Origin of the sequence: Gymnodinialimonas sp. 202GB13-11, from assembly GCF_040932485.1 — a bacterium.
GTDB lineage: Bacteria > Pseudomonadota > Alphaproteobacteria > Rhodobacterales > Rhodobacteraceae > Gymnodinialimonas > Gymnodinialimonas hymeniacidonis.
This window is the reverse complement of the sequence record NZ_JBFRBH010000001.1, coordinates 1,680,945-1,706,176: the sequence shown is the minus strand read 5'-3', so window position 1 is coordinate 1,706,176 and position 25,232 is coordinate 1,680,945. Positions and strand designations below refer to the sequence as shown.

Here is a 25,232-nt window from a genome sequence, read left to right as displayed (position 1 = left end):
CGTCAGCTTGTCTGTGACGGAGGCGGCGGGGCGCTGGCGGTCTGCATGTAATACGGATCGGACCCGTCGAACCCAAAATAGTAGTCGAGAACGGCCGGATCGACGAGGTTGCGTTGATGCGCGATCGAGGCAACCGAGATTAACTGACCAAGTTGCTCTTGGGTCAGTACATCGTTTTCCAACATCTCGATGCCGGCTTCGAGTTCCGACATCAATGTGTGGTTCATCATTCCGCCGGCAAGATCGTGGTAGCTGGAGGCGGTTGCTTCGTCGAGCACGCCGGCTTCGAGCATCGGCTGGAAATGGCTGGCGTAGAATTCTACCCAATCATCTTGCATCTGACGGTCGCGCATTTCGCCGTCGACCTGACCGGCAATCAAATTAAAGACATCCGTCAATTCTCCGGAAGTTGCCAGAGCAAGTCCCACACAGAGTGAGGCGAGGACGGTCCAATCCGTTGTGGTAACGCCGTCTTCGGCCCGGACGAAATCCGTTGCAAGCAGCGACACGAATGATTTGGATTGAACGCGCATTATCCGCTTGTCCCGTTGTTGGCGACGTCGTCCCCGCAATTATTGCCGTATTGCGTGCAGGACGGGCCGGAATAAGGCGCGTCACCCGCGTCAGGCGCACTGTCGGCTGTCATGTAAGGGGTCGTGTCGTTGTCAAATCCGAAATGCTCGTTCAGCAGCGTGTCCGGGACGAGGTTGCGCTGGTGCGCGATGGACGCGATTGAAACGAGTTCAGCCAGTTCGGGTGCCGTGATGGTGCCGTTTTCGAGGGCTGCAATGCCTGCATCAAGCCGGGTGATGACCTCATGGTTCATCATGTCGAACGCTTCGCTGTGCAAATAGGCGGCCTGGCCAACGCTCAGATAGCCGGAGGCCAGCAAAGGCTCAAAGTGATCGGTGACGTAGTGCGGCCAGTCATCGGCAATGTCGCCATCTGCAAGCTCTTCGTTCATATTGCCCGCGAGCATGCCATTGATGTCGGTGAAGAGAGCTGCTGTGGCCAGCGCAAAACCCACGGCAAGCCCTGTGAGGGCGGTCCAATCGGTGGTGATTGCGCCAAGTTCCTCGTCAATAAACGTTTGGAACAGATTTCCGATACTCACGACACTTTACCTTCGTAACACTGAGTGATCGGTATGCGCCCAGAAGCGGGCAAGAATGTGGCGCATTGGCAGCGAGCTGAGAACAATAGCGGTGCTTTTCGGAGACAATCGCTGGGCGGATGTGTGCCGAACCGTGCAAAACGCCCCTTGCTCCGCCTCAATGGCCGAAGGATACACACGGTTATGCGATTGCCTTTGAAGCTGACCCGAGTGGTGCCGATTGCCTGTGTGGCGGCCCTTTGGCCGGGCGCATCGGGGGCGCATCCTCATATCTTCATTGATGCGGGCCTTCGGGTGATCATGGAAGACGGATATGTGACAGCCGTTGAGGTGACGTGGCTTTATGACGGGCTGTATTCGCTGATTTTGCTGGAAGATTACGGGCTAGATGAGGATTTTGATCTGGCCCTGACGGACGCGGAGGTTGAGGCGCATCTTGGCTTTGACCTGAACTGGAACAGTGGGTTCGAGGGCGGGCTGGAGCTGCGCCGGGGCGATGTGGCGCTGGAGATTGGCGCGCCAGAGGCTGTGTCCATGGAGTTGGTGGGTGAGGGGCAGATGCGCACGGTCCATCGCCGCCCGGTTGTGGACCCCGGTGGCGACGGTGTCTTTGTGGCACAGGCCTATGATCCGGAATTCTACATCGCCTTCGAGATGACGGGTGAGATGGTTGTAGACGGCGCAGATTGTGTGCCGGGCCTGGAGCGTGCCGATCTGGACGCGGCCTATGCCGTGCTGGATGCTGCGATGGAAGAGATCGGCGGTGCTGTCGCGGCAGAGGATAACTTCCCGGCCGTGGGAGCATATTTCGCCGATAGGGTCGTGTTTGCATGCGGTGGGTGATTGCCGGTGTCGCCTTGGCCGTGTTGGGCGCGGGCCTGTGGTTCTGGCTGTCGGGCGGCGACCGGGTTGTGACCGCCTGGGCGCTGGAGGGCCAACGCACGGCGCAGGAGGCGATGGCAGGCGCTTTGCGCCGGTTGCGCGCCGGGGAGCCTGCTGCGGTGGCCGGGCTGATGTCGATCTGTTTCGGATATGGCTTTTTCCATGCGGCTGGTCCCGGCCATGGCAAGCTGTTGATCGGTGGCTACGGCGCGGCGCGAGCCGTTGGAGCTTGGCGTTTGTCGGCGGTGGCCATGGCTTCCAGCCTGGCGCAGGGGCTGACAGCGATTGTTCTGGTGGGCGTAGGCCTGTGGCTGATCGGCTGGAGCCGGGAGCAGATGACCGATGCAGCGGACCGGTTTTTTGCGCCACTGAGTTTCGGGGCCATTGCGCTGGTCGGTCTTTGGCTGGCGTTCCGGGGTGCACGGGGGCTCTGGCGGGCGCGGCAGGCGACCGCCCACGCCCATGATCACAACCATGGCCACGGACACCACCACGATCACGACCATACTGGGGACGGCCATGCCTGCTCCACTTGTGGCCATGCCCATGGCCCGGACCCAGAGGCGCTGGCGCAGGCAACCGGCCCCCGGGAGGTTGCAGCCCTAATTGCGGCCATTGCCGTAAGGCCCTGCACGGGCGCGCTTTTCCTGCTGATCCTGACCGCACAGCTCGGCGTGTTCTGGGCGGGTGTTGCAGGAACCGTCGCAATGTCGCTGGGCACGGCGTCGGTCACAGTTGCTGTCGCGCTGGCCTCTGTCGGGTTGCGGCAGGGCGTGTTGGCGGGCCTGGCCGGAGGGGCAGCTCTAGCGCGCGTTCAACCATGGATCGAACTGGCGGTGGGCGCAGTCGTAGCCTTGCTGGCCACTCAACTGGCTGTAGCAGCCCTTTGAACGCGGCTTGTGGGGGGCGTGCCATCGGCGTAAGCCGCGCCCATGACACTCGCCGAGCATATCCGCGCCACGCTGAAACTCGGCCTTCCCCTGATCGGCGGGCAATTGGCCCAAACCTTCATCGGCGTCACAGACACGGTGATGATGGGTTGGTACGGGGTTGAGGAATTGGCGGCCGTGGCACTCGGTTCCAGCTATTTCCACCTGATCCTGATCATGGGCATGGGCTTTTCGCTGGCCGTGATGCCGATGGTCGCGGCGGCGGCGGCGCGCGATGACGCAGTGCAAGTGCGGCGCGTCACCCGGATGGGCCTGTGGATCGGCCTCATTTTCGGCGCTGCCGCGCTGCCGCTTTTCTGGTTTTCCGAGGCGATCCTTCTGGAAGCCCGACAAGACCCGCAGGTCGCGGCGGACGCGCAAGATTACTTGCGCATCGCGGGGCTGGCGATCTGGCCCGGCGTGCTGTTGATTGCGCTGCGCTCGCATCTGAGCGCGCTGGACCGTCCCGGCATTGTGCTCTGGGCCTGGCTGGGCGGGCTTGTGCTGAACGCGTTTATGAATTGGGTGCTGATCTTTGGTAATCTGGGTGCGCCGGAGCTGGGGTTGAAAGGGGCGGCTATTGCCTCTCTCGGTACCCATATCCTGATCTTCGCGATCCTCGCGCTCTATGCTGCGCGCGGGCCGGACATGGCAAAATACGCGCTTTTCGCCCGTTTCTGGCGACCCGATCCGCAGGCCATGGCGCAGGTGTTCCGCCTTGGCGCGCCCATTGCGGTCACGCTGGTGTCCGAGGCAGGCCTCTTTATGGCGACGATGTTGCTGATGGGTTGGATCGGAACGCTGGAATTGGCCGCCCATGGCATTGCGCTGCAGATCATCTCTGTGACGTTCATGGTCCATATTGGCCTGAGTTCCGCTGCCACGATCCGCGTGGGCCGCGCGTGGAGTTTGGGCGATCCGACGGGCCTGCGCCGCGCCGCTTGGGCCGCGCTCCTTCTGTCAGGCCTTATGGTGGCCGCCACCATCGTTCTGCTAATTGTCGCCGCAGCCCCGCTTGTGGGCCTTTTCGTGGACCCGACCGATCCACTGCGCCCTGAAATCATCGCCATTGGCGTGAGCCTGCTGATCGTGGCCTGTTTCTTTCAACTGGCTGATGCGGCCCAGGTCATGGCGCTTGGCCTTTTGCGCGGGCTGCAAGATACAACCGTGCCGATGCTGTATGCTTTTGTGGCCTATTGGATCGTTGGGGTGCCTTTGGCCTATATCCTCGGCTTCCCGCTCGGCTTCGAGGGAGAGGGGATCTGGGCGGGCCTCGCCATCGGTCTTGCTGGCGCGGGGCTAGTGCTGATCCTCCGCTACAGAAACCTCTCCGCGCGCGCGGCGTTTGCCGCCAAAGCGTGAGCCTCTCTTCGTCGCTTCATAAACATCCTTCGGGGGAGCGCTTTGGCGCAGGGGGCAGACAGCCCCCCGCCAACGCCAGCCACTCCGCGCCATGCCTGCGGTAGGGTCGCGCAGATTTCCCTTGGAAATCTGCGCCCGGCGACGCGCGGAACGCGCGGCGCAATCCCTTTATCCGTCGGCCAGCTTGCCCAAGACCCGCGCCCAAGACCGGATGCCCTTGTGGAAACTCTCCACGTCGTATTTTTCATTGGGGGAATGGATAGCGTCATCGTCTTTGCCAAAGCCCGCCAACACGGAATCCATTCCAAGGATTGTCTTGAAATACCCCGCCACGGGGATAGAGCCGCCGCAGCCGATAAAGGCGGCCTCTGCAGGCCATTCATCGGACAACGCTTCGCGCGTTTTCTCGAAGATTGGGTGGCTTGTGTCCATCATGCCTGCCGGCGATGCGCCGTGTTCCTTGAAATCAACTGAGCAATCGGGCGGCATTTGCGCCAGAACCCAGTCGCGGAAATTCTCACGTAGGCGCAGCGGGTCTTGCCCCGCCACAAGGCGGAAGCTGATCTTGGCATGGGCCTCGGACGGCAGCACGGTCTTGAAGCCCGCGCCGGTATAGCCGCCCCAGATGCCGTTCACTTCCGCGGTCGGACGCGACCAGATCATCTCAAGGCCTGTGCGGCCCGCTTCGCCCGCCGGATGGCTTAGGCCCACGGGGCCAAGAAACGCTTCTGCATCGAATCCGAGCCCGTCCCATTGCGCCTTCAGCTCAGGCTCCAACTCTGGGATGCCGTCATAGAAACCGGGCACCTGAATGACACCTTGATCGTCATGCAGGTTTGCCAACACCCGGTTCAGGACGCGGATCGGGTTCATCGCCACACCACCGAACATGCCGGAATGTAAGTCGATGCGTGGGCCTGTGACGGTGATCTCTTCCTGCAACATGCCGCGTAGTTGCGTCACGATACCCGGCACCCCATCGGCATAGAGGCCTGTGTCACAGATAAGGGCTACCTCGGCCTTCAGCTCGTCCGCGTTTTCCTCAAGGAACGGCACCAAGGAGGGGGAGCCGCTTTCCTCTTCGCCTTCCAGAAAGATGGTGACCTTCGCGGGCAGCTTACCGAACTCGGCCTTCCACGCACGGCAGGCCTCGATAAAGGTCATCAACTGGCCCTTATCGTCAGCCGCGCCGCGTGCTCGGATGACGGGCACGCCGTTCTGCTCTTCGATCACCGGGTCGAAGGGGTCGCGGTTCCACAGCTCTAAAGGGTCGACCGGCTGCACGTCGTAGTGGCCATAGAACAGCACATGCGGGCCGTCATCCGCGCCGTGGGCCACGACCATCGGGTGGCCCGGAGTAGGGCGCACGCTGGCATCAAACCCAAGGCCGGTCAGCTCAGCCGCGAGCCAGTCAGCGGCCTTGGCGACCTCCCCTTCAAAGGCCGGGTCGGTGGAGATCGACTGGATGCGCAACAGGTCAAACAGGCGTTCGGTGGCGGCGTCGAGGTCTTGGTCGATGCGGGTCAGGACAGCGTCGAGGGACATGGGCACTCCGTTGGATTGGCTTTCCCGCAACTTGGTCCTTTGTGCGCGGGGGCGCAACCAGAGTGCCTTTGCTGCGAGGACGGTCCCGGGCCGGCAGACGGGCCAGGCCCGCTCCCGCGAATGTGAAGGGCCGTGTGATTGGATTTTCCACTGTATGCGATAGCGTGCAGTCATCGCGCCTGCGGGCGTAAGGGACAACAGACAGCCAGGGAAATACACCAGATGAGCCATCGCCTATTCGCCACCGCCGCCATTGCATCGGCGCTTTTTGCCACTTCTGCTGCCGCGGATGGGCATAGCTGCACGTTCGAGGCCGAGATCCCCGATTTCACGCAAGAGCAGATCGACGCGCTTTACGAATGCGTCGCCGATGAGCTGCTGGAGAATTACCAGAGCGGTGACAACGAAGTGGCCGCCGTCTACCGCGAATGGGGGCAGGCGCAGACGGGCCCTGCCGCGCCCGGCTTCCATGGTGGGCGGTTCCTGAACACCTTCGTCAATGAGGTCGGGTATGAGGCCTATATTCAGTACGAGGAAGATGATGAGAGCTTTGAGATGCCCGTCGGCACCGTCATTGCCAAGGAAAGCTATACGCTGCGCGACAATGCCCCGCGCCGTGGGCCGCTGTTCATCATGACGCGTGGTACGACCGAGGAATTCCCGGATACCGATGGCTGGTTCTACTCTGCCGTCCAACCCAACGGGAACCCTATGAACATCAGCCAGTCGTTCTGCCATGATTGCCATGGTGGGTTCAGCTTCTCTGACAGCCTCGGCTACCCGGCCTTCGAGGTTCGACTGGGCACCGAATAAAACTCTTTTGAGTGGCCCCTGCTGAAACGCGGGGGCCATTTGCCATTTGACGTCACGGCTTGACGCAGATCAAAGTTTCCAACGCGGCATTTTGTAACTTGGCCTCACCGGCCTTTGCGCCATATGTCAGGCCAACGGGGATAACTCCCACAGCCATCGAACTGACCGGGTGAGTTGCCCGCTCAAGGAGACCGCCAGTGAACTACGACAATGCGCTCGACGCTGCCCTGGGCAAACTGCACGAGGAAGGCCGCTACCGCACGTTCATCGACATTGAACGGCACAAGGGCAACTTCCCCCATGCGGTCTGGAAAAAGCCCGATGGTTCCAAGCAGGAGATCACTGTTTGGTGCGGCAATGACTATCTGGGCATGGGGCAGCATCCGGTTGTGCTTGCGGCCATGCATGAGGCGCTTGAGGCGACGGGCGCGGGTTCCGGCGGCACGCGCAATATTTCCGGCACCACCGTTTATCACAAGGCGCTGGAAGCCGAGCTTGCGGATCTGCACCAGAAAGAGGCCTCGCTGGTTTTCACGAGCGCTTATATCGCCAATGATGCGACTTTAAGCACGCTGCCTAAACTGTTCCCGGGTCTCATTATTTACTCCGATGCGCTCAACCACGCCTCGATGATCGAAGGCGTGCGCCGCAATGGTGGTGCCAAGCGGATTTTCCGCCACAATGATGTGGCGCATCTGCGGGAGCTGTTGGAGGCCGACGATCCTGAAGCCCCTAAGCTGATTGCCTTTGAGTCGATCTATTCGATGGACGGCGATTTCGGCCCGATTGAAGCAATCTGCGATCTGGCCGATGAGTTTGGCGCGCTGACCTACCTCGACGAAGTGCACGCGGTAGGTATGTACGGCCCGCGCGGCGGCGGCGTGGCGGAACGCGATGGCTTGCTGGACCGCGTCGACATCATCAACGGCACGCTTGGCAAGGCGTTTGGTGTTCACGGCGGCTACATCGCAGCATCGGAAAAAATGTGTGACGCCGTAAGATCTTACGCGCCGGGCTTCATCTTCACGACCTCGCTGCCGCCCGTTGTTGCGGCGGGGGCTGCGGCCTCTGTCCGGCATCTCAAGACTGATCAGGCGCTGCGCGATTTGCATCAGGAGCGCGCGAAGGTGCTCAAGATGCGGCTGAAGGCGCTTGGTTTGCCGATCATCGACCATGGCAGCCACATCGTGCCCGTCATGGTGGGCGATCCGGTGCACACCAAGGCGATCTCGGACATGCTGTTGGCCGATTTCGGTATCTATGTGCAACCGATCAATTACCCGACCGTGCCGCGCGGGACGGAGCGTTTGCGCTTCACGCCGTCGCCGGTTCATGGGCCAGACATGCTGGACGGTCTGGTTCGCGCAATGGACGGCTTGTGGTCGCATTGTGCGCTGAACCGTCAGGAATTGGCCGGCTGAGCGCGCCGACCAACGCCTGGTGCCGCGCCAATGTGGCGCAGGATCATGCATCCCTCAGGATTGTTTACGAAATCATGGGCTGAAACGCGCCGAAACGCTGCGTTTCGCGTTCATCCGGGGTGCATCTGGTGCGCGGCCCATGGTATCCACGACAAAAGTCGGCGGAGGTCCTTTGGGAATCATCCGTTTTGGGGTAACATCTTGGGACAAGCGGGCAGCACACCACAAATCGTGGTGGTTGGACCCATAGAATCGGGGCAGGCCGCATGGGCCATGACAACGATCAGTATAGGGGCGATGGACAGTGGGATGCGCACGGCGCGTTCGACCCGTCGACCGATGCCGATCCGACCCCGACGCCAGCCTTTGATGGATATGACCTACATGACGTGCCGCTTGGCGATTTGCTGAGGGGTGAACGCGCTACGCTTGGCAAAAGCCTACTGGATGTCGAGCGCGAACTTCGTATCCGTGCGACTTACATCGCCGCTATTGAGAATGGCGACGTCGGGGCGTTCCAATCCCCGGGCTTCATCGCGGGCTATGTGCGCTCCTACGCGCGCTATCTAGGCATCGACCCGGAATGGACCTTTCGCCGCTTCTGCGAGGGCACGGGTTTCCGCGGCATTCACGGCGGTGCCGCAGGGCAGGCGGGGGAGGTTAAGCGCAAGGTCAGCGAAGCGCCGCGCCGCCTTGACCCGAATGAGGTCATGTCGTCGACCCGCATCTCGTACGCGCCCGTCAAGGACAGCTTTTTCGCTCGGGTTGAACCCGGCGCGCTTGGCTCCGTTGCCGTCCTTGTCCTTTTGGCTTGCGGGATCGGCTATGGCGCTTGGGCCATCTTGCACGACATTCAGCGCCTTAACATCGCGCCCATTGATGAAGCGCCCGCCGTGCCTTTGGCACAACTTGATCCGTTGGCCGGAGCCTCCGAGGGGGCATTTGATGTGGCGCAAGGCTTTGATATCGCGGTGCCTGGCCCGGAAAGTGCTGACCGGTTGTACCGGCCCCAAGCGCTTGAAGCGCCAGTGCTGACACCGCGCGATGGTGCGATTGGCACGGTGGACCCGAATGAGGTAGGCGCCCTTGCGGACGCCGCACCACGCGTTGCGCCACAACTGGGCGGTGGTGATGCGGCAGCCCCCACTGTGCAGGTCACGCAAGCCCTTGATCAGGTGATGATCTACGCCACCAACGGCACATGGGTTCGGGTTACCAATCAGGCGGGGGATTTCATCCACGAAGCCACGCTCAATCGAGGCGACTACTACGTGATCCCGACCGATCAGGGCACACCGGTGCTGAGAACCGGAAATGCCGGATCGCTATACTTTGCCGTGAATGGCGTGGCGTTTGGCCCGGCCGGAAATAGTGGTGCAATTGTGCGCGATGTGGAACTGACCGCAGAGGCCCTGACCCGCGACTTCACGATTGTCGATACGACTGACCCTGTCGTGATCGAGGTGACATCGACCGTCATCGACACCATTCCAGACTTGCCCACGCCTGTGCCGACCCCAACACCCGACGCCGTGGTCTATGACCCAACCGGCGCAAATAGCGGTCAGCTTGAGACGGCTTTGACGCTGTTTCCGGACATCCCGGCAGACCAAGCGGCTGCCATCGTAGCCAGCAATGCCTTGCCGGTCGTGGTGCTGACCCCGGATGCGGATACCGAACGCCCGCTGCCACGCCCCTAAACCTTTTCTATCTGCGCGTATTTCCCTCGAAAACCCGCCGTCAGCAGCCGCGCAAGCGGGCTCAATCGGAACGGGCGTCCGCGCTGCTTTGGCATTTCGCGTCGCTTGCATTGTCCAGCCCGCCTGACATGTCTATCTTGGCGGCAAGACCGGAAAAAGGCCGCCTGAAGATGTCACACAATCCCATCCGCCCTTGGCGCAATATCGACCGGCGCAAGACGCGCCAGATCATGGTGGGGAACGTGCCTGTTGGTGGCGATGCCCCGATCAGCGTCCAGACGATGACGAACACGCTGACGACGGATGCGAAGGCCACGATTGAGCAAGTGCAGGCTGCAGCGGAGGCGGGGGCAGACATCGTGCGGGTGTCGGTGCCGGATCAGGAGAGCTCGAAAGCGCTGCATGAGATTGTGCGCGAGAGCCCGGTTCCGATCGTGGCGGACATCCATTTCCACTACAAACGCGGAATCGAGGCGGCCGAGGCGGGCGCGGCCTGCCTGCGGATCAATCCCGGCAATATTGGATCATCCGATCGCGTGCAGGAGGTCATCAAGGCGGCACGGGATCATAACTGCTCCATTCGCATCGGGGTGAATGCAGGGTCGCTTGAGAAACACTTGCTTGAGAAATACGGCGAGCCAACGCCAGACGCGATGGTCGAGTCTGGCCTCGACCACATCAAGATCCTTGAAGACAGTGATTTCCTGAACTTCAAGATTTCGATGAAGGCGTCGGACATCTTCATGACGATGGCCGCCTACCAGCAATTGGCCGAGCAGACCGACGCGCCGTTCCATCTGGGCATCACCGAGGCCGGTGGCTTTGTCGGCGGCACGGTGAAATCGGCCATCGGGCTGGGCAATCTGCTTTGGATGGGACTTGGCGATACGATGCGTGTCAGCCTGAGCGCCGATCCTGTGGAAGAGGTGAAGATCGGATTTGAGATCCTTAAATCTCTTGGGCTGCGGCACCGCGGCGTCAACATCATCTCCTGCCCGTCTTGCGCGCGGCAGGGTTTCGATGTGATCAAAACGGTCGAGACGCTGGAGCGGCGGCTGGAGCATATCAAGACGCCCATGAGCCTCAGCATCATCGGCTGCGTGGTGAACGGGCCGGGTGAGGCGCTTATGACCGATGTGGGCTTCACCGGCGGTGGGGCCGGGTCCGGCATGGTCTACCTGGCGGGCAAGCAGAGCCACAAGATGAGCAACGACCAGATGGTCGAGCACATCGTCGAACAGGTCGAGAAGAAGGCCGAAGAGATTGAAGCGGCAAAAACGGCCGCTGAGCAAGCTGCGGAATAGGGAGAGAGAGATGAAAACTGCCAAGGATTACATGGAAGCTGCCAATGCCTCTGTCCCACGCCTGTCAGCGGAGGAGGCCGTGGCACGGCATGGTAAGGACGGAGCAGTCTTTATCGATGTGCGCGACAGTTCTGATCTGAAAGCAAGTGGCACGATTGCAGGGGCGCACCATGTGCCGCGCGGCATGATCGAGTTCCGCGCCGATCCGGGTGTTGAGGCGCTCTACAATCCGATCTTCCAGAAAGACGCCGAGCTCTACCTGATCTGCGGTGCGGGTGGGCAGGCGGCACTTGCCGGCAAGACCCTGCAGGATATGGGCTACACCAATGTCACCAACATCGGTGGCTTTGCGGCTTGGAAAGAGGCGGGCGGTCCGACACAGGACTGACGGTGCTTCCCAGCGACATCCCAAATGCTCCTGTGTTTGCTTGAGTGCCTTCTGCCCCGCTGGTAACGATACCTCGGCAGACAAGAGGGGTGCGCGCATGGCGCTGGTCGCTGATTTACCACGAAATGAGGACGGTATCGCCACCGCTTTGGCCGTGCTGACGCAACGGTTCGGCCCTCGGGTCGAAACCGGCCAGGCCCTCCGCGAACAGCACGCACACACCACAACCTGGTTGCGCAACCAACCGCCTGATGCGGTGATCTTCCCGCAGAGCACCGAGGAAGTGCAGGAGATCGTGCGCATTTGCGCCACGCACCAGACACCGATCATTCCGTTTGGCACGGGTACCTCGCTGGAAGGCCATGTGAATGCCCCTGCGGGCGGCATCAGCCTTGATTTCAGTCAGATGGACAAGATCCTTGCCGTCCATGCCGAGGACATGGATGTCACGATTCAGCCCGGCGTGACGCGTAAGGCGCTGAACACGCATCTGCGCGATACGGGACTATTTTTTCCGATTGATCCCGGTGCCGATGCTTCGCTGGGGGGCATGGCCGCGACCAGTGCCTCGGGCACATGTGCGGTGCGATACGGGACGATGAAGGACAATGTGCTGGCTCTGAAGGCCGTACTGCCGTCGGGCGAAATCCTGACCAGTGCGAAGCGGGCGCGGAAAACCTCGGCCGGGTATGACCTGACACGGCTTATCGTGGGTAGCGAGGGGACGTTGGGGCTGATCACTGAGCTGACGCTGAAGCTGCAGGGTATTCCCGAGGCAACATCGGCTGCCACTTGTTCGTTCCCGAGCGTCGAGGCGGCCTGCAACGCGGTGATCGCCACGTTCCAATACGGGCTGCCGGTAGCGCGGATTGAGTTGCTCGACGCTTTGCAGGTGAAGGCCTGCAACGCTTATTCCAAGTTGACGCTGCCCGAGACGCCGCTTCTGTTGCTGGAATTCCATGGGACAGAGGCTGGGGTCACGGAGCAAGCTGAGGTCTTTGGTGAGATCGCCGGTGAATATGGCGGGACGGGCTTCACCTTCACCACTCGCGAGGAAGAGCGGACCAAGCTTTGGCAGGCGCGCCATGATGCCTATTGGGCGGCGCTGCAGCTTAGGCCCGGGGCGCAAGGAATTTCGACAGATGTCTGCGTGCCCCTGTCGCGTCTGGCCGATTGTGTGGGCGCGGCGCAGGACAAGCTCGCGGAGCTTGGGTTCACCGCACCGGTTGTGGGCCATGTGGGCGACGGGAATTTCCATACGCTTTTGTTGATCGACATGGACAACCCGGACGAGATCACCAAGGCCGAAGGTTTTGTCGGCTGGCTCAACGATCTGGCGATTTCCATGGATGGCACTTGCACCGGCGAGCACGGGATCGGGCAGGGCAAAGCCAAGTATCTGGAGCGAGAGCTTGGCCCTGCTGCGATTGAGATGATGGGGGCCATCAAGCGCGGGGTCGATCCGCTGAACATCTTCAATCCGGGCAAAATGCGGTTGCCGGGCTGATGGTGCGTCCCACGGCCTCAAACGTTCCTTCGGCCCATGACGAGCCGCACCTTTCCGGGCGATCAGGTTGGTTACGTGCGGCGGTCATGGGGGCCAATGACGGCATTCTGTCAACAGCTTCCCTGATTGCTGGCGTGGCCGCTGGGTCTGGCGATAAGGCTGTCATCCTTCTGGCGGGATTGGCCGGTATGGTCGCCGGTGCGCTGTCCATGGCGGCGGGTGAATATGTCTCTGTCTCCAGCCAGGCAGATGTGGAAAAGGCTGATGTGGCGCGCGAACGCGCCGAACTGGAGCGAAATCCCGAGGGGGAATTGGCCGAGCTGCGGGCGATATATGAGGAGCGGGGCCTGAGGCCCGATCTGGCGGCGGAAGTGGCCGAAGAATTGACCCGGCATGATGCACTGACCGCGCATCTCAGGGATGAGATTGGATTGACGGATCTGTCGCCGCCCCAGCCTGTTCAGGCAGCTCTTGTGTCAGCGGCAACTTTTGCTGCGGGCGCGGCCGTGCCGTTGGGCGTGGCAATTGTAGCGCCGGTCTCTGTCCTGATCTTTGCAGTGGCCGTTGGGACCTTGGCCGCCTTGGGAGCATTGGGGGCCTTGGGTGCACAGGCCGGCGGAGCGCCAAGGGCCCGAGCCGCGTTCCGGGTCATACTATGGGGCGCACTGGCGATGGCTGCGACCAGTGCGATCGGTGCATTGGTGGGGCAGGGGCTTTAGGCGCCTTGAATCAAGTCTTCAGTCTTTTGCGTAATAACCTGACGCGTATCCGTCATACCCGTATTGCCCGGCATAGCCGTAGCCCTTCATTTTGCGCTGGTCCACTTGGGTAAGGACAACACCATCCGCGGGGTGACCCACGCTATTGAGCATCTCCAGGCCCTGTCGAACCTGGGTGCGGGTCGTGTGGCTCCAACGCACGGCGAAAACACTGACATCGGCATAGCGCGACAGGACGCGAGCATCGGGGACGGCCAGAACAGGCGGGCTGTCGATGATGATATGGTCGTAATGCTCGCGCAACTTGGTGATGAGGTCCTGGAAGCGGCGGGACTCGAAAAGGTCGGCGGCGTTGAAATCGCCGCCTGAGCCCATCAGGACTTCGACGCCAAGCTCATCATCCATGAGGTTCGCATTCTCAAGTGCCACGCGGCCCAAAACGACATCGATTAGCTGGACACCTGCCTGATGGCCTTCCCCAACATATGCGCGCAGCGTTTGGCGGCGAATATCGGCTTCCACGAGCAGCACACGTTTGCCCTCCAGCGCACGCAGATAGCGGCTGAGTGCAATGGACAGGGTCGTCTTGCCTTCGCCCGGAACCGAAGACGTCAGAAGGATCACCTGAGGGGCGCGGTCGAGGTTGGACATCAGGATCGAGGTGCGCAGGTTGCGCACGGCCTCGGCAAAGACAGAATTGGGCTTCTCGCGCAGATGGTTCAGCACTTCGATGCGTTTGCTGCTTGTCATGGCAGGCAGGGAGCCCAGAACCGAAACGGGGAGCGTTTGGCGCATCTCGTCGGTCGTGCGGAAGCCAGCGAAACGCCATTCGCGGATCAGCACAAGAGCCGCCCCGGCCATCGCACCCAGAATTGCGGCAAGGGCGAGGGTAATCATAATTCGTGGGCTGGACGCAGGCCGCGGAATGGCTTCCGACAAGATCCGGCTGTCTGCTGTTTCAAGCCCGCGCTGAACGCTGGCCTCCTGAAGGCGCGTCAGGAACGTCTCATAGAGCAGGCGCGCCGTATTGGCTTCGCGCTCAAGCTGTTGAAGTTCGATCAGCTCTTCGGATTGGTTGTTGAACTGATTGGTCAGCTCTGTTTCCGACCGGCGCAGGCTTGTCAGCTGTGCCTCCAAGCGGCGCAGATCGGCGCTGATATCGTCTTGTACTTCGCGCAACGCGATCTCGGTTGCAGCCGCGCCAAGGCGGCCGTCTTGAAAGCGCTGAACAATTGCATTGAACCGCGTGTCGCCCGAGTTTTCCGCCACGGCGATCAAAGCCTCGGCCCCTTCGGCAGCGGCCAAGGCATCCGATAGGGCCGTGGCTTGGGTCAGTCTTGCTTCTGTCTCTGCGATACGGTCGCGTGTATCGCGTAGTTGCAAATTCTGAGCCTGGAGCACGTCGCCGTCGATCACGTCGGATTGTTCCATACGTTGCGCAAGGCCTTGTTCGAGCTGTTCGAGGTTTGCTTCCAACTCGGAGGTTCTGAGCGACAGAAACTCGATGGCGCGGGTCTGCTCATCCAGCTTTCGCTGAATCTGGTTCTCAACGTATAGCTCGGCCAGTCTGTTCACGATACGCGCTGAGTCTTCCGGATTTCGGGTTTCAATCGAGATGTTGAAAACAAAGGATTGGCGAATATTCGTGATTGCAAGCCGGTTGATGAGACGGTCCATCACGAGGTTCCGCAACTCCTCGCCTTCGATGGTGGGCGGCTCCCAATCACTGATTAGGGTTCGAACAAAGCTTACGACGCCCCGTCCGTCCGTATTGCCGAACTCCGGATGGTTCACGAGGTCGAGGTCGTCGACCAATCGCCCGATCAGTTCGCGAGACCGAAACACCTCAATCTCGGTATTGATCGCCGATAGATCTGTTCCCGCGCCGGCAAAAACACTCTCGATGTCCGAGATGACCTGCTGGTCCTGCACTTCCAAAACCACGCTCGCCCGCGCCGGATACATCGGCGCAACAAACCGCATCGTATAAAACCCGAAGACCAGCATCGACAGGATCGAAAACAACGCGATCCAATACTTCCCGCGCCAAAGGGTGCGCACCAATGCAAACAGGTCAATCTCGCCACCCGTTGCACCGCTTGTTTCAGCGTCGTTTCCCGTCGTCATTCTACTCGCACCCCAGTGATCGCGAAGATCAACCCTCTTGTTGGCAGGCGTTTACCTGATGCGTTCAACGTTGTCAGTTGCCTTTTGCCCAGTTGTGTCCGTGCATATGCGGGGAATTTGCGCCGCAGTTCTGCAAAACGGAAATGATACCGGCATGCACGGCGCGCCGACGGCGATATTCCGCATAGTTTCGAAAGGTGGCATTACATCACGGCGTTGTTTTTGCTAAGCATCTTTGGCATGATATTGCAGTTGTCCTGCAGTGTCCTCACGGGTTTTGTCCCTGATGCGTCAGGGAAAACACGTAGAATATCAGGCGTGATTTGGCTGCGACTATGCCTTGGCCGCCATGGGGGTTAAAATGCTAAGCGGGTTGTCGCGTCGACAGAAGCGATATTTCTTTCTGGCTTTCGATAGCGCGCTTGTTCCGCTGGCCTTTTTGCTGGCTTATTGCCTGCGCTTTTCGGTTCTGTTTCCCGCACATTACCTGAGCGAGGCCCTACCTCTGATTGCTGTGATGACCGTTTTCGGGCCATTCATCATGTTGGCGATGCGTTTGCCCTGGATCAAGCTCACGTCCCTCGACATGACGGCGCTCAGTCGCATTGCCGGCGCCTCAGCTCTTCTCATCATAATTGCGATGGCCTGTAGTTTTGCCCTGAATATCAACGCCCCGCGGTCTATCCCGTTCCTGTTTGGCGGTGCGTTTTTCGTAATGTCGGTGATGGGACGCAACCTTGGTTATTTGCTTGTGTCGCGTTCTTATCAGAACGGCAAAGACAGCGTGCCGGTTGCGATCTACGGCGCGGGCGCGGCTGGCATCCAATTGGCTGCGGCGTTGCGCGCCTCGTCTGAAGTGGAGCCCGTGGCCTTTGTCGATGACAACGCGAACCTGCATGGTCTGATTATCTCGGGCCTTTCCGTTTCGCCTCCTGCACAGTTGGGTGCCATGGTGGAATCCGGGCAAGTGAAACGCGTCCTGCTGGCCATGCCATCGCTGCCCCAAGCGAAAACCGATGCCATTCTGGCAGACCTGCATGAACTGGACTGTGATGTGCAGGTGCTTCCATCTTATGTCGATCTGATCTCTGGTCAGTCCACAACGTTGCAGCCGGTGGCGCCCGATGCGCTTTTGGGCCGCGACAAGGTCGATTTAGATGTGCCGGACATCGCTAAGGCGTATGCGGGCCGGGTTGTGATGGTGACTGGGGCGGGTGGGTCTATCGGGTCCGAGTTGTGCCGCCAATTGCTGGACTGCGCCCCGGCACGGATCGTGTTGTACGAGCAATCGGAATTTGCCCTCTATCAGATTGATCGCGAGTTACGCGTGCGGGCGGAGGATGCTCAGATCGGCCTCTCTGCGCGTTTGGGTTCTGTGACCAACCCAAAGCGCTTGGCCAATGTGCTCAAAGAGGAAGGCATTGAGGCGATCATTCACGCGGCGGCTTATAAACATGTGCCGTTGGTGGAAGACAACGTTCTGGAAGGGGCGGGCAATAATCTGCTTGGCACTCAGATCGTTGCAAGCGCCGCCGAAGCGCAGGGGGTTGAGCGGTTCATTCTGGTCTCCACCGACAAAGCGGTGCGGCCCACAAACATCATGGGCGCGACTAAGCGCATGGCCGAGATGGTTGTGCAGGACATGGCCTCACGCACCAGCGGCACGCGGTTTTCGATGGTGCGGTTCGGGAATGTCCTTGGGTCGTCCGGATCGGTCTTGCCGCTGTTCCAGGACCAGATCCGGTCGGGTGGCCCGGTGACTGTGACCCACCCGGAAGTGACGCGCTTTTTCATGACCATTCCCGAAGCGGCGCGTCTGGTTCTTCTGGCCGGCGCCTATTCCGAGGGCGGGGACGTGTTCGTCCTCGATATGGGCAAGCCGATGAAGATCCTCGATATCGCGCGTCGCATGATCGAGCTTTCGGGCGCGCGTGTGCGACACGGGGATGAAGCGGAGGGGATCGAGATCAAGATCACCGGATTGCGCCCCGGAGAGAAGTTGTATGAAGAGCTGCTGATCGACGATGCGTCGTTGATTGCGACGCCGCACTCCAAGATCCTGCGTGCGTCAGAAGACATGCTGAGCCAGATCGAGGTGGCCGCCATGTTGCGTGAGGCGCGCGGGGCCGTCGAAAGCGGCGATGCCGACCGGTTCCGCAAAGCGGTTGAGGGTTTTGTAAAGGGCTACCAGCGTCCGATGGTCGAGGCGGACAGCGCCTAGGGCAAGGACCGCGCCATCGTAAGGGCACCATCGAGCGCGCTGCCTTGGGGTGCTTGCAGGCCGCCGGTGATCGGCCCGCTCAACCGTTCAGCCAAGGCAAGACCAAGGCCACCTGTCAGTGCCCATGACGTGCCGTCTGGATGGCCGATGTCTTCCAACCCTTGTTCCACACAGGTTTGGACGCGTCGTTGCAACGCGTGCGCCCAAGCTGTGCTTTGGTCAAAGATGAGCGGGGCGAGCGCTGCGAAGTCTTCTGGCGCCGCTTGCATGGCAAATTGTGACGGATGAAGCCCATTGCACGCCTCGAGTAGGGCGTCGCGCAGCGGGTCATCCGCGTGCGTTTGCATCCGTCCGTCTTCCATAAGGGTCAATTCGCGCAACGCCTCGCGCCCCAACCAAGCCGCCGAGCCTTCATCACCCAGAACAAACCCCCAGCCGCCATGATGCGTCACGCCTCGGTCGTCTTTGCGAATGAAGAATGATCCGGTGCCAAGGTTCACAAGCGTGCCATGCCCACCGCCAAACGCGCCTTCAAGCGCGGTGACGCTGTCATCGACCACATAGGCGAGGAAGGGCAGGCGGATGGCGAAGGTGTCGGCGACCCCGGGCAAGCGGCATCCTGCGAGACCGGCGACGATCCGTGCGGCTTCAAGATCTTCGAGACTGCGAGAGAGTTGACCGAGTGCGTCCAAAACCGTTTCGCGGATTGCGCCCTCGGCGGCGGCAGGATCGGTAACAACATTCGCGGGACCGCCCTCGGCGTACGCCTCGCGGTTTTGCGTTGATACGATGACACGACTGCCGGAGCCGCCGCCGTCGATGCCGATGTCGATCCGGTCTGACATGAAGGCAGTCTAGCGCGGCGCTCAGATCAGGGGAACCGCGCGCCCGGTCACGGCGCTTTCCTGTGCCGCCATGCCGATGCGCACGGCAGCGGCCCCATCGGCCAGTGTGACTTCCGGCGTCCAGCCTTTGCGCACCACCTCAAGGAAGCGCAAGTGCTGGTAGTAGGTCGAGCCGTGGTGATCACCCGCTGTCAGCAGGTCTTTGTCCACGGGGGTTTCATGCACCACCTTGCCAGTGGTGGGCATACGCGGGCTGACGATGACTTTTGGCGTCGGCGCAGGGCCAATGTCGAAGTTCCAGAACCGCGTGGGGCCCGGAACCTTTGCCTCGATCTTGCCTGCGGGGCCAACGGCGCTGATCTCTTCCTGATACTCGCTGCCTTCGGCGAACATGCAAAGGTCCAGCATGGCGCGGCTGCCGCGGGCGAAATCCACGATCACAAAGCCATTGTCCCAGATATCGGGCGTCTCGCCGTTGTAGGTTTCATCAAGGTGGTTCACGGCTTGCCCGGCGCTGGCCATCACACGCACGGCTTCATCGCGCAGGATCAGGCGCATCAGGTCGAAGAAATGGCAGCATTTCTCGACCAAGGTTCCGCCGGAATTGCGATTGAAGCGGTTCCAGTCGCCGACTTTCTCCAGAAATGGAAAGCGATGTTCGCGGATCGCCAGCATCTTGATGCCGCCGGTGGCTTGATCGCACAGCTCGCGGAATTTCGCGACGGGGGGCATGTAGCGGTATTCCATCGCGACCCAGATGGGGGCGGGGTAGTCGTTGACGAGCTTGGCCAGCACGGCCTCATCGGCGGGGTCGGTGTAGAGCGGCTTTTCCATAAGCACGGGCAGGGGGCGCGTGGCCGCGATGCGTTTGAGAGCGTCGACATGGGTGTGGTTGGGCGAGGCCACGACAAGCGCATCCACATCGTTGCGTTGCACAACGCCCTCAAGGTCCGGGCAACGCACGGCACCGGGCACAAGCGCGGCGGTGGCCTGCGCCATCCCTTCATCAGGCTCGCAAAAGGCGCTGACTTCGGCGCCAGCGAGAAGCGCGATGTTGCGGATATGCTCTTGCCCCATCATCCCGGAGCCGACGATGCCGTAGCGCGTCATGTTCGTGTTCCCTGTTGTTTGGGTGTCATGGCACCCGCGCGAAATATTGGGCACGCTCGGGGTCGTACCATGTCCAACTGGCCTCGGCGGCCTGTCCGTTCTGATCAAAGGCGCGGCGCTCAATGAGGGGTAGATTCGTGGCCTGCGCGAGACCCAGTTCGCTTGGCGTCCAAGCTGGCAGCGCGCCCATGCGGATCACATCTTCAGCTTCGATGATCTTCAGACCGAGCCGATCCTCGTAGCTGCGGTAAAGCGATTCCGAGATGTTTTGCGGGGTCAGCGGCCCGCGGTCGAGCCAGCGCGCGTCGAGCCAGATTTCTTCGACGGCGACAGGCGTGTCCGACAGGAAGCGAAGGCGACGAATGCGCAGGCCGATGTCTGAGGCACCGATGCGGGGAAGGGTGGCGGGCTTTGCCGCGCGCGTCATGTCGAGCACGCGGGCTGTGGGCAAGCCGCCGCCTTGGCCTGCCAGTTCGAGGCGCAGCAGCGCGTAGGTGCCGACCGACCGGTTGCCGCCCAACACATAGTTCCCCGACCCCTGCCGCCGTTCGATCAACCCGCGATCTACCAGCAGCTGCAATGCCTTGCGCAGGGTCGCCACCGCCACGCCCTTTTCCGCCGCCATTGCGCGTTCAGGGGCGAGCTTGTCGCCCGCCGCCAAGCGACCTGAGCCGATGTCGCGTGTCAACTCTTCAGCGATGCGCAGGTAGGTGGGCAGGGCGCCCGTGGGCGCGTCTGGCAGCACGGGCGCAGCTGTAGCGCGCAGCGTCTTCGGCATCGCGCGTCCTCCCTCGCTGGCCGGAATTGATATACCATTGATATACCGTTTCTCCGGTGCTACCCGAGAAGAAACGACCGCGCAAGGGAGGACGCGAGGGATGACAGTGGTTCCCGTCACATCGGCAGATCTGGACGCCGCCGAAGTCAGCTGGTTCGCAGCCCTTTGCTCGGACGACTACGAATTCCTGGGCGTGCCGGATGGCAAGTTGCGATCCTCTTGGGATCATTGCTCGGGCATCGTGAAAGAGGCTGAGGCGCAGGGGTTTCGGAATATCCTGTGCCCGTCGTCCTATCAGGTGGGGCAGGACACGCTGTCTTTCGTGGCGGGTTGCGCGCCGATCACCGACAAGATCAACCTGCTGGCCGCCGTGCGCTGCGGAGAGATGCAGCCGATCATGCTGGCGCGGACCATCGCCACGCTCGACCACATGCTGGAGGGACGGCTGACGGTGAACATCATCTCGTCCGACTTTCCAGGCGAGAAGGCGGAGAGTGGGTTTCGCTACCAGCGTTCCCGCGAGGTGGTCGAAATCCTGAAGCAGGCCTGGACACAGGACGAGATTAACTATCAAGGCGAAGTCTATGATTTCGCAGGGTTAACGACCGATCCAGCGCGCCCCTTTCAGACCGGTGGACCGCTTTTGTATTTCGGCGGCTATTCCCCGCCCGCATTGGAGCTGTGCGGTCATCATTGCGACATCTATCTAATGTGGCCCGAGCCGAAAGAGGCGCTGGCGCAGCGGATGCGGGACGTTAACGCGGTGGCCGAACGTTATGGCCGGACGCTTGATTATGGCCTGCGGGTGCACATGATTGTGCGCGACACGGAGGCTGAGGCGCGCGAATATGCGGAGCATCTGACGTCAAAGCTGGACGACGAATACGGTCAGTTGATCCGCGAACGGGCCCTGGATTCGACGTCTCTGGGCGTGTCGCATCAGGCCAAGGCCCGCGAATTGGCCGACAAATATGGCTATGTCGAGCCGCATCTGTGGACCGGCGTGGGCCGTGCGCGGTCGGGATGTGGTGCGGCGCTGGTCGGCTCCGCCGATCAGGTCCTCAGCGAGATCGAGGAATACAAAAAGATGGGCATCCGCGCTTTCATCTTCTCGGGCTATCCGCATATGGATGAATGCAAACACTTCGGGCGGCTGGTCATGCCCGAGCTGAAAACATGTTCAATGCCAGAGGTTTATGGACGGGTGCCAAGCGGCACGCCCACTACGCCTTTGGGCACAGGGGAGCGTCGCTGATGGATCGTATCAATGTCGGGGGCATCGAGATGTCCCAAATCGTCTACGGTATGTGGCGGCTGGGAGATGATGACGACACCTCGCCCGCCCATGTGCAGGCGAAGGTCGAGGCGTGCCTTGAGCAGGGCATCACGACATTGGATCAGGCCGACATTTACGGTGGCTACATCGCCGAGGCGCTGTTGGGGGAGGCGTTCAAGGCGTCGCCGGGCCTGCGCGACAAGGTCGAGATCGTGACCAAATGCGATATCGTGGCACCCATCGGAAAGCACTCCGACAAGCGGGTGAAGTATTACGACACGAGTGCGGAGTACATCTCAGCTTGTGTCGATAATTCCTTGAAAGATATGGCGATTGACGTCATTGACCTGCTGCTGATCCACCGCCCCGATCCGCTGATGGATCACGTGGAAACCGGCGCCTGCCTCGATAAGCTGGTGGCGTCCGGCAAGATCCGTGCTGTGGGCGTTTCGAACTTCCGTCCATGGGATTGGGACCTGCTGCAATCGGCGATGGACACGCAACTGGCGACCAACCAGATTGAGATGTCCGTTCTGCATCATGTGCCGTTCACCAATGGCGATGTGGCCTACCACCAGCAACGCAATCAGCCGCTGATGGCTTGGTCGCCTTTGGCCGGGGGTGCGCTGTTTGGCGATGAAGGGGCTTCGGTGCGCGTTGTCCTTGACCGCATTGCGACCGAACAGGGCGTCGGCGCGGACGCCGTGGCCGTCGCGTGGCTTCTGCGTCACCCGGCCAAGATCCTGCCGGTGATGGGAACGAACAACCTCAGCCGGATAAAGGGCTTGTCGGATGCTGTTAAAGTAAATCTCAGCCGCGTCGACTGGTTTGAAATCTACACAGCCGCCCTTGGCCACGAGGTCGCGTAACAGCTGCGAAAACAGCCGAAAGCTGGATGAGAGGATCTGTCGCTAGAGGTGCGATAGATGGTTCGCGCAGCCCGTCAGGGCCGCGTAATCGTCGCTGACAACGCTGATCCCGAATTGCTCCATAAAGTTTGAGAACCGGCCTTTGGCGCGGAAGGCTTCCACAAAGCCGAACCGGTCCAGGTGCGGGGCAAAGGCGCGGGCCACGCCGCCGACAAGGTAAATGCCGCCAAAGGGCAGGTGCGTCAGGGCAAGATTGCCGGCCACTTCCCCAAGCACTTCCACGAACAGCGCGCCGGTCTCGCAAGCCGCTTCATCGCCGGATCCGATATGGGCCAGTATGTCGGCCGGTCCAATGAGGACGCCATGCAAGGCGCGGTGCAGATTGCTGACGCCGCGGCCAGACAGCACTTCTTCGACCGACGGGAAACCCTTGGAATCGCCAAGTGCGCCCAGAATTCCGTGAAGTGCAGTGATCGACGCGGGCAGGCTGACATGCCCCGCCTCAGACGGCGGAACGAAGCGCCCTGCAGCTGTGTCGAAAACGGGGCAAGTGTTGAACCCGGTGCCCAATCCGATGACGAGTTTGGCGGCCGTCGCGGGAACCTCCGGTTGGGGAAGAACAACTTCAAGATCATCTGAAGCAATATGGCCAATCGCATGGCCCTGCGCTTGCAGATCGTTCAGCACAGCTACCTTATCAGCAGTCAACGCATCGGCCAAAACCGCTTTGTCGATGCGCCAATCGAGGTTTGTCAGCGTGCCGACACCATCATGTACCGGGCCGGCCATCGCCACGCAGCAGCCCGAAATCGCATCGCGGTCCTGCCCGGTATCGTCGAGATAGCGGGCGATGACGGACGCAATGCCCTGATGCTCGGCATTGCGATAGCGCGAGACGCTGTCAACACGGACATGCGCGTCGTCGGCAAGGGCCACGCGGGTGTTGGTGCCTCCGATATCGGCGACGAGTGATAGGGCCATGATCGTTCCTTACCCGGCAGGCCGCGCGTCAGCCGCGCCACCAATCTGCCAGCGCGTGATAGGATGCTTTGGGCGTCCTTGCCAAGGTGTCGAAGTCCACATGGACAAGGCCAAAGCGTTTCTCGTACCCCAGCGCCCATTCGTAATTGTCCATCAGGGACCAGACGAAATAGCCGGCAACAGGAGCACCTTCGGCGATAGCGGCTTGTACGGCACGCAAGTGCTGGTCGAGGTATTCGATCCGGTCAGGGTCAGGATTTGTTGCTGAGGCCATGCCGTTTTCGGTCACGTAGATCGGCAAGTCACCAGTATATTCGCGCGCCATGCGGGTCAGAAACATTTGCAAGGCGTCGGGGTAGATCTCCCACCCCATATCGGTGGTCGGGCCTTGGGTGGGCATCTCTGCGTAGGCGGGCCAGGGGGCGTTCGGCACATGGGCGAGGCGTTTTCGTGTGTAGAAATTGATCCCGGCCCAATCGAGCGGCGATTGGATCGTCGGGAAGTCGTCTTGCCAGCCGTTGGGCAGATGCGGCTCCAATCCGTCGAGCACCTCCGCCGGATACTCTCCTTTGAAGAGGCCGCCGAGGAAAAAGCGGTTGTAAATTGCATCGTAGCGGGTGGCTGCAGCGACATCTTCGGGGGCATCTGATGCGGGCGTGGACCATTCAAAGTTGCAGACCGCGCCGAGGTTTTGGACACCCAGACCCTTACACACTTGAATGGCCCGGCCATGGCTGACTAGCACATGGTGCATGGCACGGGCAGTGGCGCGGATGTCGCGCAAGCCGGGCGCATGGTGACCATCGAAGTGGGACAGCCAGCCGACGCACCAGGGCTCATTGATCGGTGCGAGGGACCAGAGGCGGTCGCCAAGGCGGCCCGCCACAACCTCGGCATAGTCGGCAAACCAGTTCGGCATGTCCACGTTGCGCCAGCCGCCCTGATCGGCCAGCGGTTGCGGGAGTTCCCAGTGATACAGGGTCAGGGCAGGGGAAATTCCGCGTTCCAGCAACCCGTCGACCAGCCTGTCATAGAAATCCAGACCCTCGCCGTTCACCGCGCCCGTGCCTTCGGGCATGACCCGCGCCCAGGAGGTGGAGAAGCGGTAGACATCCGCACCAAGCCCCGCGATCAGGTCCAGATCTTCATCCAGCCGGTTGTAATGGTCACAGGCCAGCGCGCCGTTTTCGAACCGCACGACATTGCCGGGTGTGCCTGCGAAGCTGTCCCAATGGGTCAGGCCGGCACCGCCGAATTGGTGGCCTTCTATCTGGTAGGCGGACGTGGCGACGCCAAAGCGGAAGCCGTCGGGGAAGTCGGCGCGGGTGAAGTTCATTTTGG

The 25,232-nt window shown here is 61.1% G+C and carries 22 protein-coding genes and 1 pseudogene; 14 read left to right on the top strand and 9 right to left on the bottom strand.

Features of this window, described 5'->3' with window-relative positions; translation table 11 throughout:
• Positions 1-2: 2 nt before the first annotated feature.
• The gene (locus V8J81_RS08450; RefSeq protein WP_368475309.1) at positions 3-533 is read right to left on the bottom strand and encodes a Flp family type IVb pilin; all 531 of its coding nucleotides are present in this window, start codon (positions 531-533) and stop codon (positions 3-5) included.
• Positions 533-1,114 (bottom strand): hypothetical protein, encoded by a 582-nt coding sequence (locus V8J81_RS08445; protein ID WP_368475308.1) that lies wholly within the window; start codon positions 1,112-1,114, stop codon positions 533-535. The genes V8J81_RS08450 and V8J81_RS08445 overlap by 1 nt, the downstream gene beginning before the upstream one ends.
• Before the next feature lie 183 nt (positions 1,115-1,297).
• Between V8J81_RS08445 and V8J81_RS08440 the strand changes: the two genes are divergently transcribed.
• The 3 genes from V8J81_RS08440 to V8J81_RS08430 are packed head-to-tail and all read left to right on the top strand — an operon-like array spanning position 1,298 to position 4,287.
• Positions 1,298-1,957 (top strand): DUF1007 family protein, encoded by a 660-nt coding sequence (locus V8J81_RS08440; protein WP_368475307.1) that lies wholly within the window; start codon positions 1,298-1,300, stop codon positions 1,955-1,957.
• Entirely contained in the window at positions 1,945-2,886 is a 942-nt protein-coding gene (locus tag V8J81_RS08435; protein WP_368475306.1) for a nickel/cobalt transporter, read from the top strand. Before V8J81_RS08440 ends, V8J81_RS08435 begins: the two co-directional genes overlap by 13 nt.
• A gap of 42 nt (positions 2,887-2,928) precedes the next feature.
• On the top strand, positions 2,929-4,287 hold the full coding sequence (locus tag V8J81_RS08430) for an MATE family efflux transporter (RefSeq protein ID WP_368475305.1): 1,359 nt from the start codon (positions 2,929-2,931) through the stop codon (positions 4,285-4,287).
• A gap of 168 nt (positions 4,288-4,455) precedes the next feature.
• On the opposite strand, the gene V8J81_RS08425 is transcribed toward V8J81_RS08430, so the two are convergent.
• Positions 4,456-5,832: a M20/M25/M40 family metallo-hydrolase gene (locus V8J81_RS08425; RefSeq protein ID WP_368475304.1), complete on the bottom strand. Its 1,377-nt coding sequence runs from the start codon at positions 5,830-5,832 to the stop codon at positions 4,456-4,458.
• A gap of 222 nt (positions 5,833-6,054) precedes the next feature.
• Between V8J81_RS08425 and V8J81_RS08420 the strand changes: the two genes are divergently transcribed.
• From V8J81_RS08420 to V8J81_RS08390, 8 genes and pseudogenes are all read left to right on the top strand, one after another.
• Positions 6,055-6,645, top strand: a complete 591-nt coding sequence (locus V8J81_RS08420; RefSeq protein ID WP_368475303.1) for a recombinase — start codon at positions 6,055-6,057, stop codon at positions 6,643-6,645.
• Positions 6,646-6,842: 197 nt separating this feature from the next.
• Entirely contained in the window at positions 6,843-8,066 is a 1,224-nt protein-coding gene (gene hemA, locus V8J81_RS08415) for a 5-aminolevulinate synthase (protein WP_368475302.1), read from the top strand.
• Positions 8,067-8,332: 266 nt separating this feature from the next.
• Positions 8,333-8,638: pseudogene (locus tag V8J81_RS20515) on the top strand (helix-turn-helix domain-containing protein); the annotation flags it as partial.
• Positions 8,639-8,776: 138 nt separating this feature from the next.
• Positions 8,777-9,766 (top strand): DUF4115 domain-containing protein, encoded by a 990-nt coding sequence (locus tag V8J81_RS08410; RefSeq protein WP_439649920.1) that lies wholly within the window; start codon positions 8,777-8,779, stop codon positions 9,764-9,766.
• A 170-nt stretch (positions 9,767-9,936) separates the two neighbouring features.
• On the top strand, positions 9,937-11,070 hold the full coding sequence (gene ispG, locus V8J81_RS08405) for a flavodoxin-dependent (E)-4-hydroxy-3-methylbut-2-enyl-diphosphate synthase (RefSeq protein WP_368475300.1): 1,134 nt from the start codon (positions 9,937-9,939) through the stop codon (positions 11,068-11,070).
• 10 nt (positions 11,071-11,080) lie between these two features.
• A complete protein-coding gene (locus V8J81_RS08400) occupies positions 11,081-11,458 on the top strand; it encodes a rhodanese-like domain-containing protein (protein WP_368475299.1) in 378 nt (125 codons plus the stop codon).
• A 97-nt stretch (positions 11,459-11,555) separates the two neighbouring features.
• Positions 11,556-12,965: an FAD-binding oxidoreductase gene (locus V8J81_RS08395; RefSeq protein ID WP_368475298.1), complete on the top strand. Its 1,410-nt coding sequence runs from the start codon at positions 11,556-11,558 to the stop codon at positions 12,963-12,965.
• Entirely contained in the window at positions 12,965-13,684 is a 720-nt protein-coding gene (locus tag V8J81_RS08390; RefSeq protein WP_368475297.1) for a VIT1/CCC1 transporter family protein, read from the top strand. The genes V8J81_RS08395 and V8J81_RS08390 overlap by 1 nt, the downstream gene beginning before the upstream one ends.
• 18 nt (positions 13,685-13,702) lie before the next feature.
• On the opposite strand, the gene V8J81_RS08385 is transcribed toward V8J81_RS08390, so the two are convergent.
• Complete coding sequence (locus V8J81_RS08385) at positions 13,703-15,811, bottom strand: GumC family protein (protein ID WP_368475296.1); 2,109 nt, start codon at positions 15,809-15,811, stop codon at positions 13,703-13,705.
• Positions 15,812-16,172: 361 nt separating this feature from the next.
• On the opposite strand from V8J81_RS08385, the gene V8J81_RS08380 reads away from it, so the two are divergent.
• Positions 16,173-18,032, top strand: a complete 1,860-nt coding sequence (locus tag V8J81_RS08380) for a polysaccharide biosynthesis protein (protein WP_368475295.1) — start codon at positions 16,173-16,175, stop codon at positions 18,030-18,032.
• Here V8J81_RS08380 and V8J81_RS08375 read toward each other — a convergent pair.
• From V8J81_RS08375 to V8J81_RS08365, 3 genes are read right to left on the bottom strand one after another with little or no spacing between them, the layout of a single operon-like run.
• A complete protein-coding gene (locus V8J81_RS08375) occupies positions 18,029-18,877 on the bottom strand; it encodes a glucosamine kinase nucleotide-binding domain-containing protein (protein WP_368475294.1) in 849 nt (282 codons plus the stop codon). The two genes, V8J81_RS08380 and V8J81_RS08375, sit on opposite strands and share 4 nt — an antisense overlap.
• 21 nt (positions 18,878-18,898) lie before the next feature.
• On the bottom strand, positions 18,899-19,987 hold the full coding sequence (locus V8J81_RS08370; protein ID WP_368475293.1) for a Gfo/Idh/MocA family protein: 1,089 nt from the start codon (positions 19,985-19,987) through the stop codon (positions 18,899-18,901).
• A 25-nt stretch (positions 19,988-20,012) separates the two neighbouring features.
• Positions 20,013-20,765 (bottom strand): GntR family transcriptional regulator, encoded by a 753-nt coding sequence (locus V8J81_RS08365; RefSeq protein ID WP_368475292.1) that lies wholly within the window; start codon positions 20,763-20,765, stop codon positions 20,013-20,015.
• 100 nt (positions 20,766-20,865) lie between these two features.
• Here V8J81_RS08365 and V8J81_RS08360 point away from each other — a divergent pair, with 100 nt between their 5' ends.
• Both V8J81_RS08360 and V8J81_RS08355 read left to right on the top strand, forming a co-directional pair.
• Positions 20,866-22,020: an LLM class flavin-dependent oxidoreductase gene (locus tag V8J81_RS08360; RefSeq protein WP_368475291.1), complete on the top strand. Its 1,155-nt coding sequence runs from the start codon at positions 20,866-20,868 to the stop codon at positions 22,018-22,020.
• Complete coding sequence (locus tag V8J81_RS08355; RefSeq protein WP_368475290.1) at positions 22,020-22,910, top strand: aldo/keto reductase; 891 nt, start codon at positions 22,020-22,022, stop codon at positions 22,908-22,910. The genes V8J81_RS08360 and V8J81_RS08355 overlap by 1 nt, the downstream gene beginning before the upstream one ends.
• A gap of 42 nt (positions 22,911-22,952) precedes the next feature.
• On the opposite strand, the gene V8J81_RS08350 is transcribed toward V8J81_RS08355, so the two are convergent.
• Positions 22,953-23,891 carry a glucokinase gene (locus tag V8J81_RS08350; RefSeq protein WP_368475289.1) on the bottom strand — a complete coding sequence of 313 codons (939 nt, stop codon included), beginning with the start codon at positions 23,889-23,891 and terminating at the stop codon, positions 22,953-22,955.
• Between the two features lie 28 nt (positions 23,892-23,919).
• Positions 23,920-25,227: a GH1 family beta-glucosidase gene (locus V8J81_RS08345; RefSeq protein WP_368475288.1), complete on the bottom strand. Its 1,308-nt coding sequence runs from the start codon at positions 25,225-25,227 to the stop codon at positions 23,920-23,922.
• Between the last annotated feature and the right edge of the window lie 5 nt (positions 25,228-25,232).

Bases quoted from the DNA above. Each gene is read 5' to 3' on its own strand.
- V8J81_RS08450 (WP_368475309.1), bottom strand. From the start codon at position 533: ATGCGCGTTCAATCCAAATCATTCGTGTCGCTGCTTGCAACGGATTTC.
- V8J81_RS08440 (WP_368475307.1), top strand. From the start codon at position 1,298: ATGCGATTGCCTTTGAAGCTGACCCGAGTGGTGCCGATTGCCTGTGTG.
- V8J81_RS08435 (WP_368475306.1), top strand. From the start codon at position 1,945: ATGCGGTGGGTGATTGCCGGTGTCGCCTTGGCCGTGTTGGGCGCGGGC.
- V8J81_RS08430 (WP_368475305.1), top strand. From the start codon at position 2,929: ATGACACTCGCCGAGCATATCCGCGCCACGCTGAAACTCGGCCTTCCC.
- V8J81_RS08425 (WP_368475304.1), bottom strand. From the start codon at position 5,832: ATGTCCCTCGACGCTGTCCTGACCCGCATCGACCAAGACCTCGACGCC.
- V8J81_RS08420 (WP_368475303.1), top strand. From the start codon at position 6,055: ATGAGCCATCGCCTATTCGCCACCGCCGCCATTGCATCGGCGCTTTTT.
- V8J81_RS08410 (WP_439649920.1), top strand. From the start codon at position 8,777: ATGTCGTCGACCCGCATCTCGTACGCGCCCGTCAAGGACAGCTTTTTC.
- ispG (WP_368475300.1), top strand. From the start codon at position 9,937: ATGTCACACAATCCCATCCGCCCTTGGCGCAATATCGACCGGCGCAAG.
- V8J81_RS08400 (WP_368475299.1), top strand. From the start codon at position 11,081: ATGAAAACTGCCAAGGATTACATGGAAGCTGCCAATGCCTCTGTCCCA.
- V8J81_RS08395 (WP_368475298.1), top strand. From the start codon at position 11,556: ATGGCGCTGGTCGCTGATTTACCACGAAATGAGGACGGTATCGCCACC.
- V8J81_RS08390 (WP_368475297.1), top strand. From the start codon at position 12,965: ATGGTGCGTCCCACGGCCTCAAACGTTCCTTCGGCCCATGACGAGCCG.
- V8J81_RS08385 (WP_368475296.1), bottom strand. From the start codon at position 15,811: ATGACGACGGGAAACGACGCTGAAACAAGCGGTGCAACGGGTGGCGAG.
- V8J81_RS08380 (WP_368475295.1), top strand. From the start codon at position 16,173: ATGCTAAGCGGGTTGTCGCGTCGACAGAAGCGATATTTCTTTCTGGCT.
- V8J81_RS08375 (WP_368475294.1), bottom strand. From the start codon at position 18,877: ATGTCAGACCGGATCGACATCGGCATCGACGGCGGCGGCTCCGGCAGT.
- V8J81_RS08370 (WP_368475293.1), bottom strand. From the start codon at position 19,987: ATGACGCGCTACGGCATCGTCGGCTCCGGGATGATGGGGCAAGAGCAT.
- V8J81_RS08365 (WP_368475292.1), bottom strand. From the start codon at position 20,765: ATGCCGAAGACGCTGCGCGCTACAGCTGCGCCCGTGCTGCCAGACGCG.
- V8J81_RS08360 (WP_368475291.1), top strand. From the start codon at position 20,866: ATGACAGTGGTTCCCGTCACATCGGCAGATCTGGACGCCGCCGAAGTC.
- V8J81_RS08355 (WP_368475290.1), top strand. From the start codon at position 22,020: ATGGATCGTATCAATGTCGGGGGCATCGAGATGTCCCAAATCGTCTAC.
- V8J81_RS08350 (WP_368475289.1), bottom strand. From the start codon at position 23,891: ATGGCCCTATCACTCGTCGCCGATATCGGAGGCACCAACACCCGCGTG.
- V8J81_RS08345 (WP_368475288.1), bottom strand. From the start codon at position 25,227: ATGAACTTCACCCGCGCCGACTTCCCCGACGGCTTCCGCTTTGGCGTC.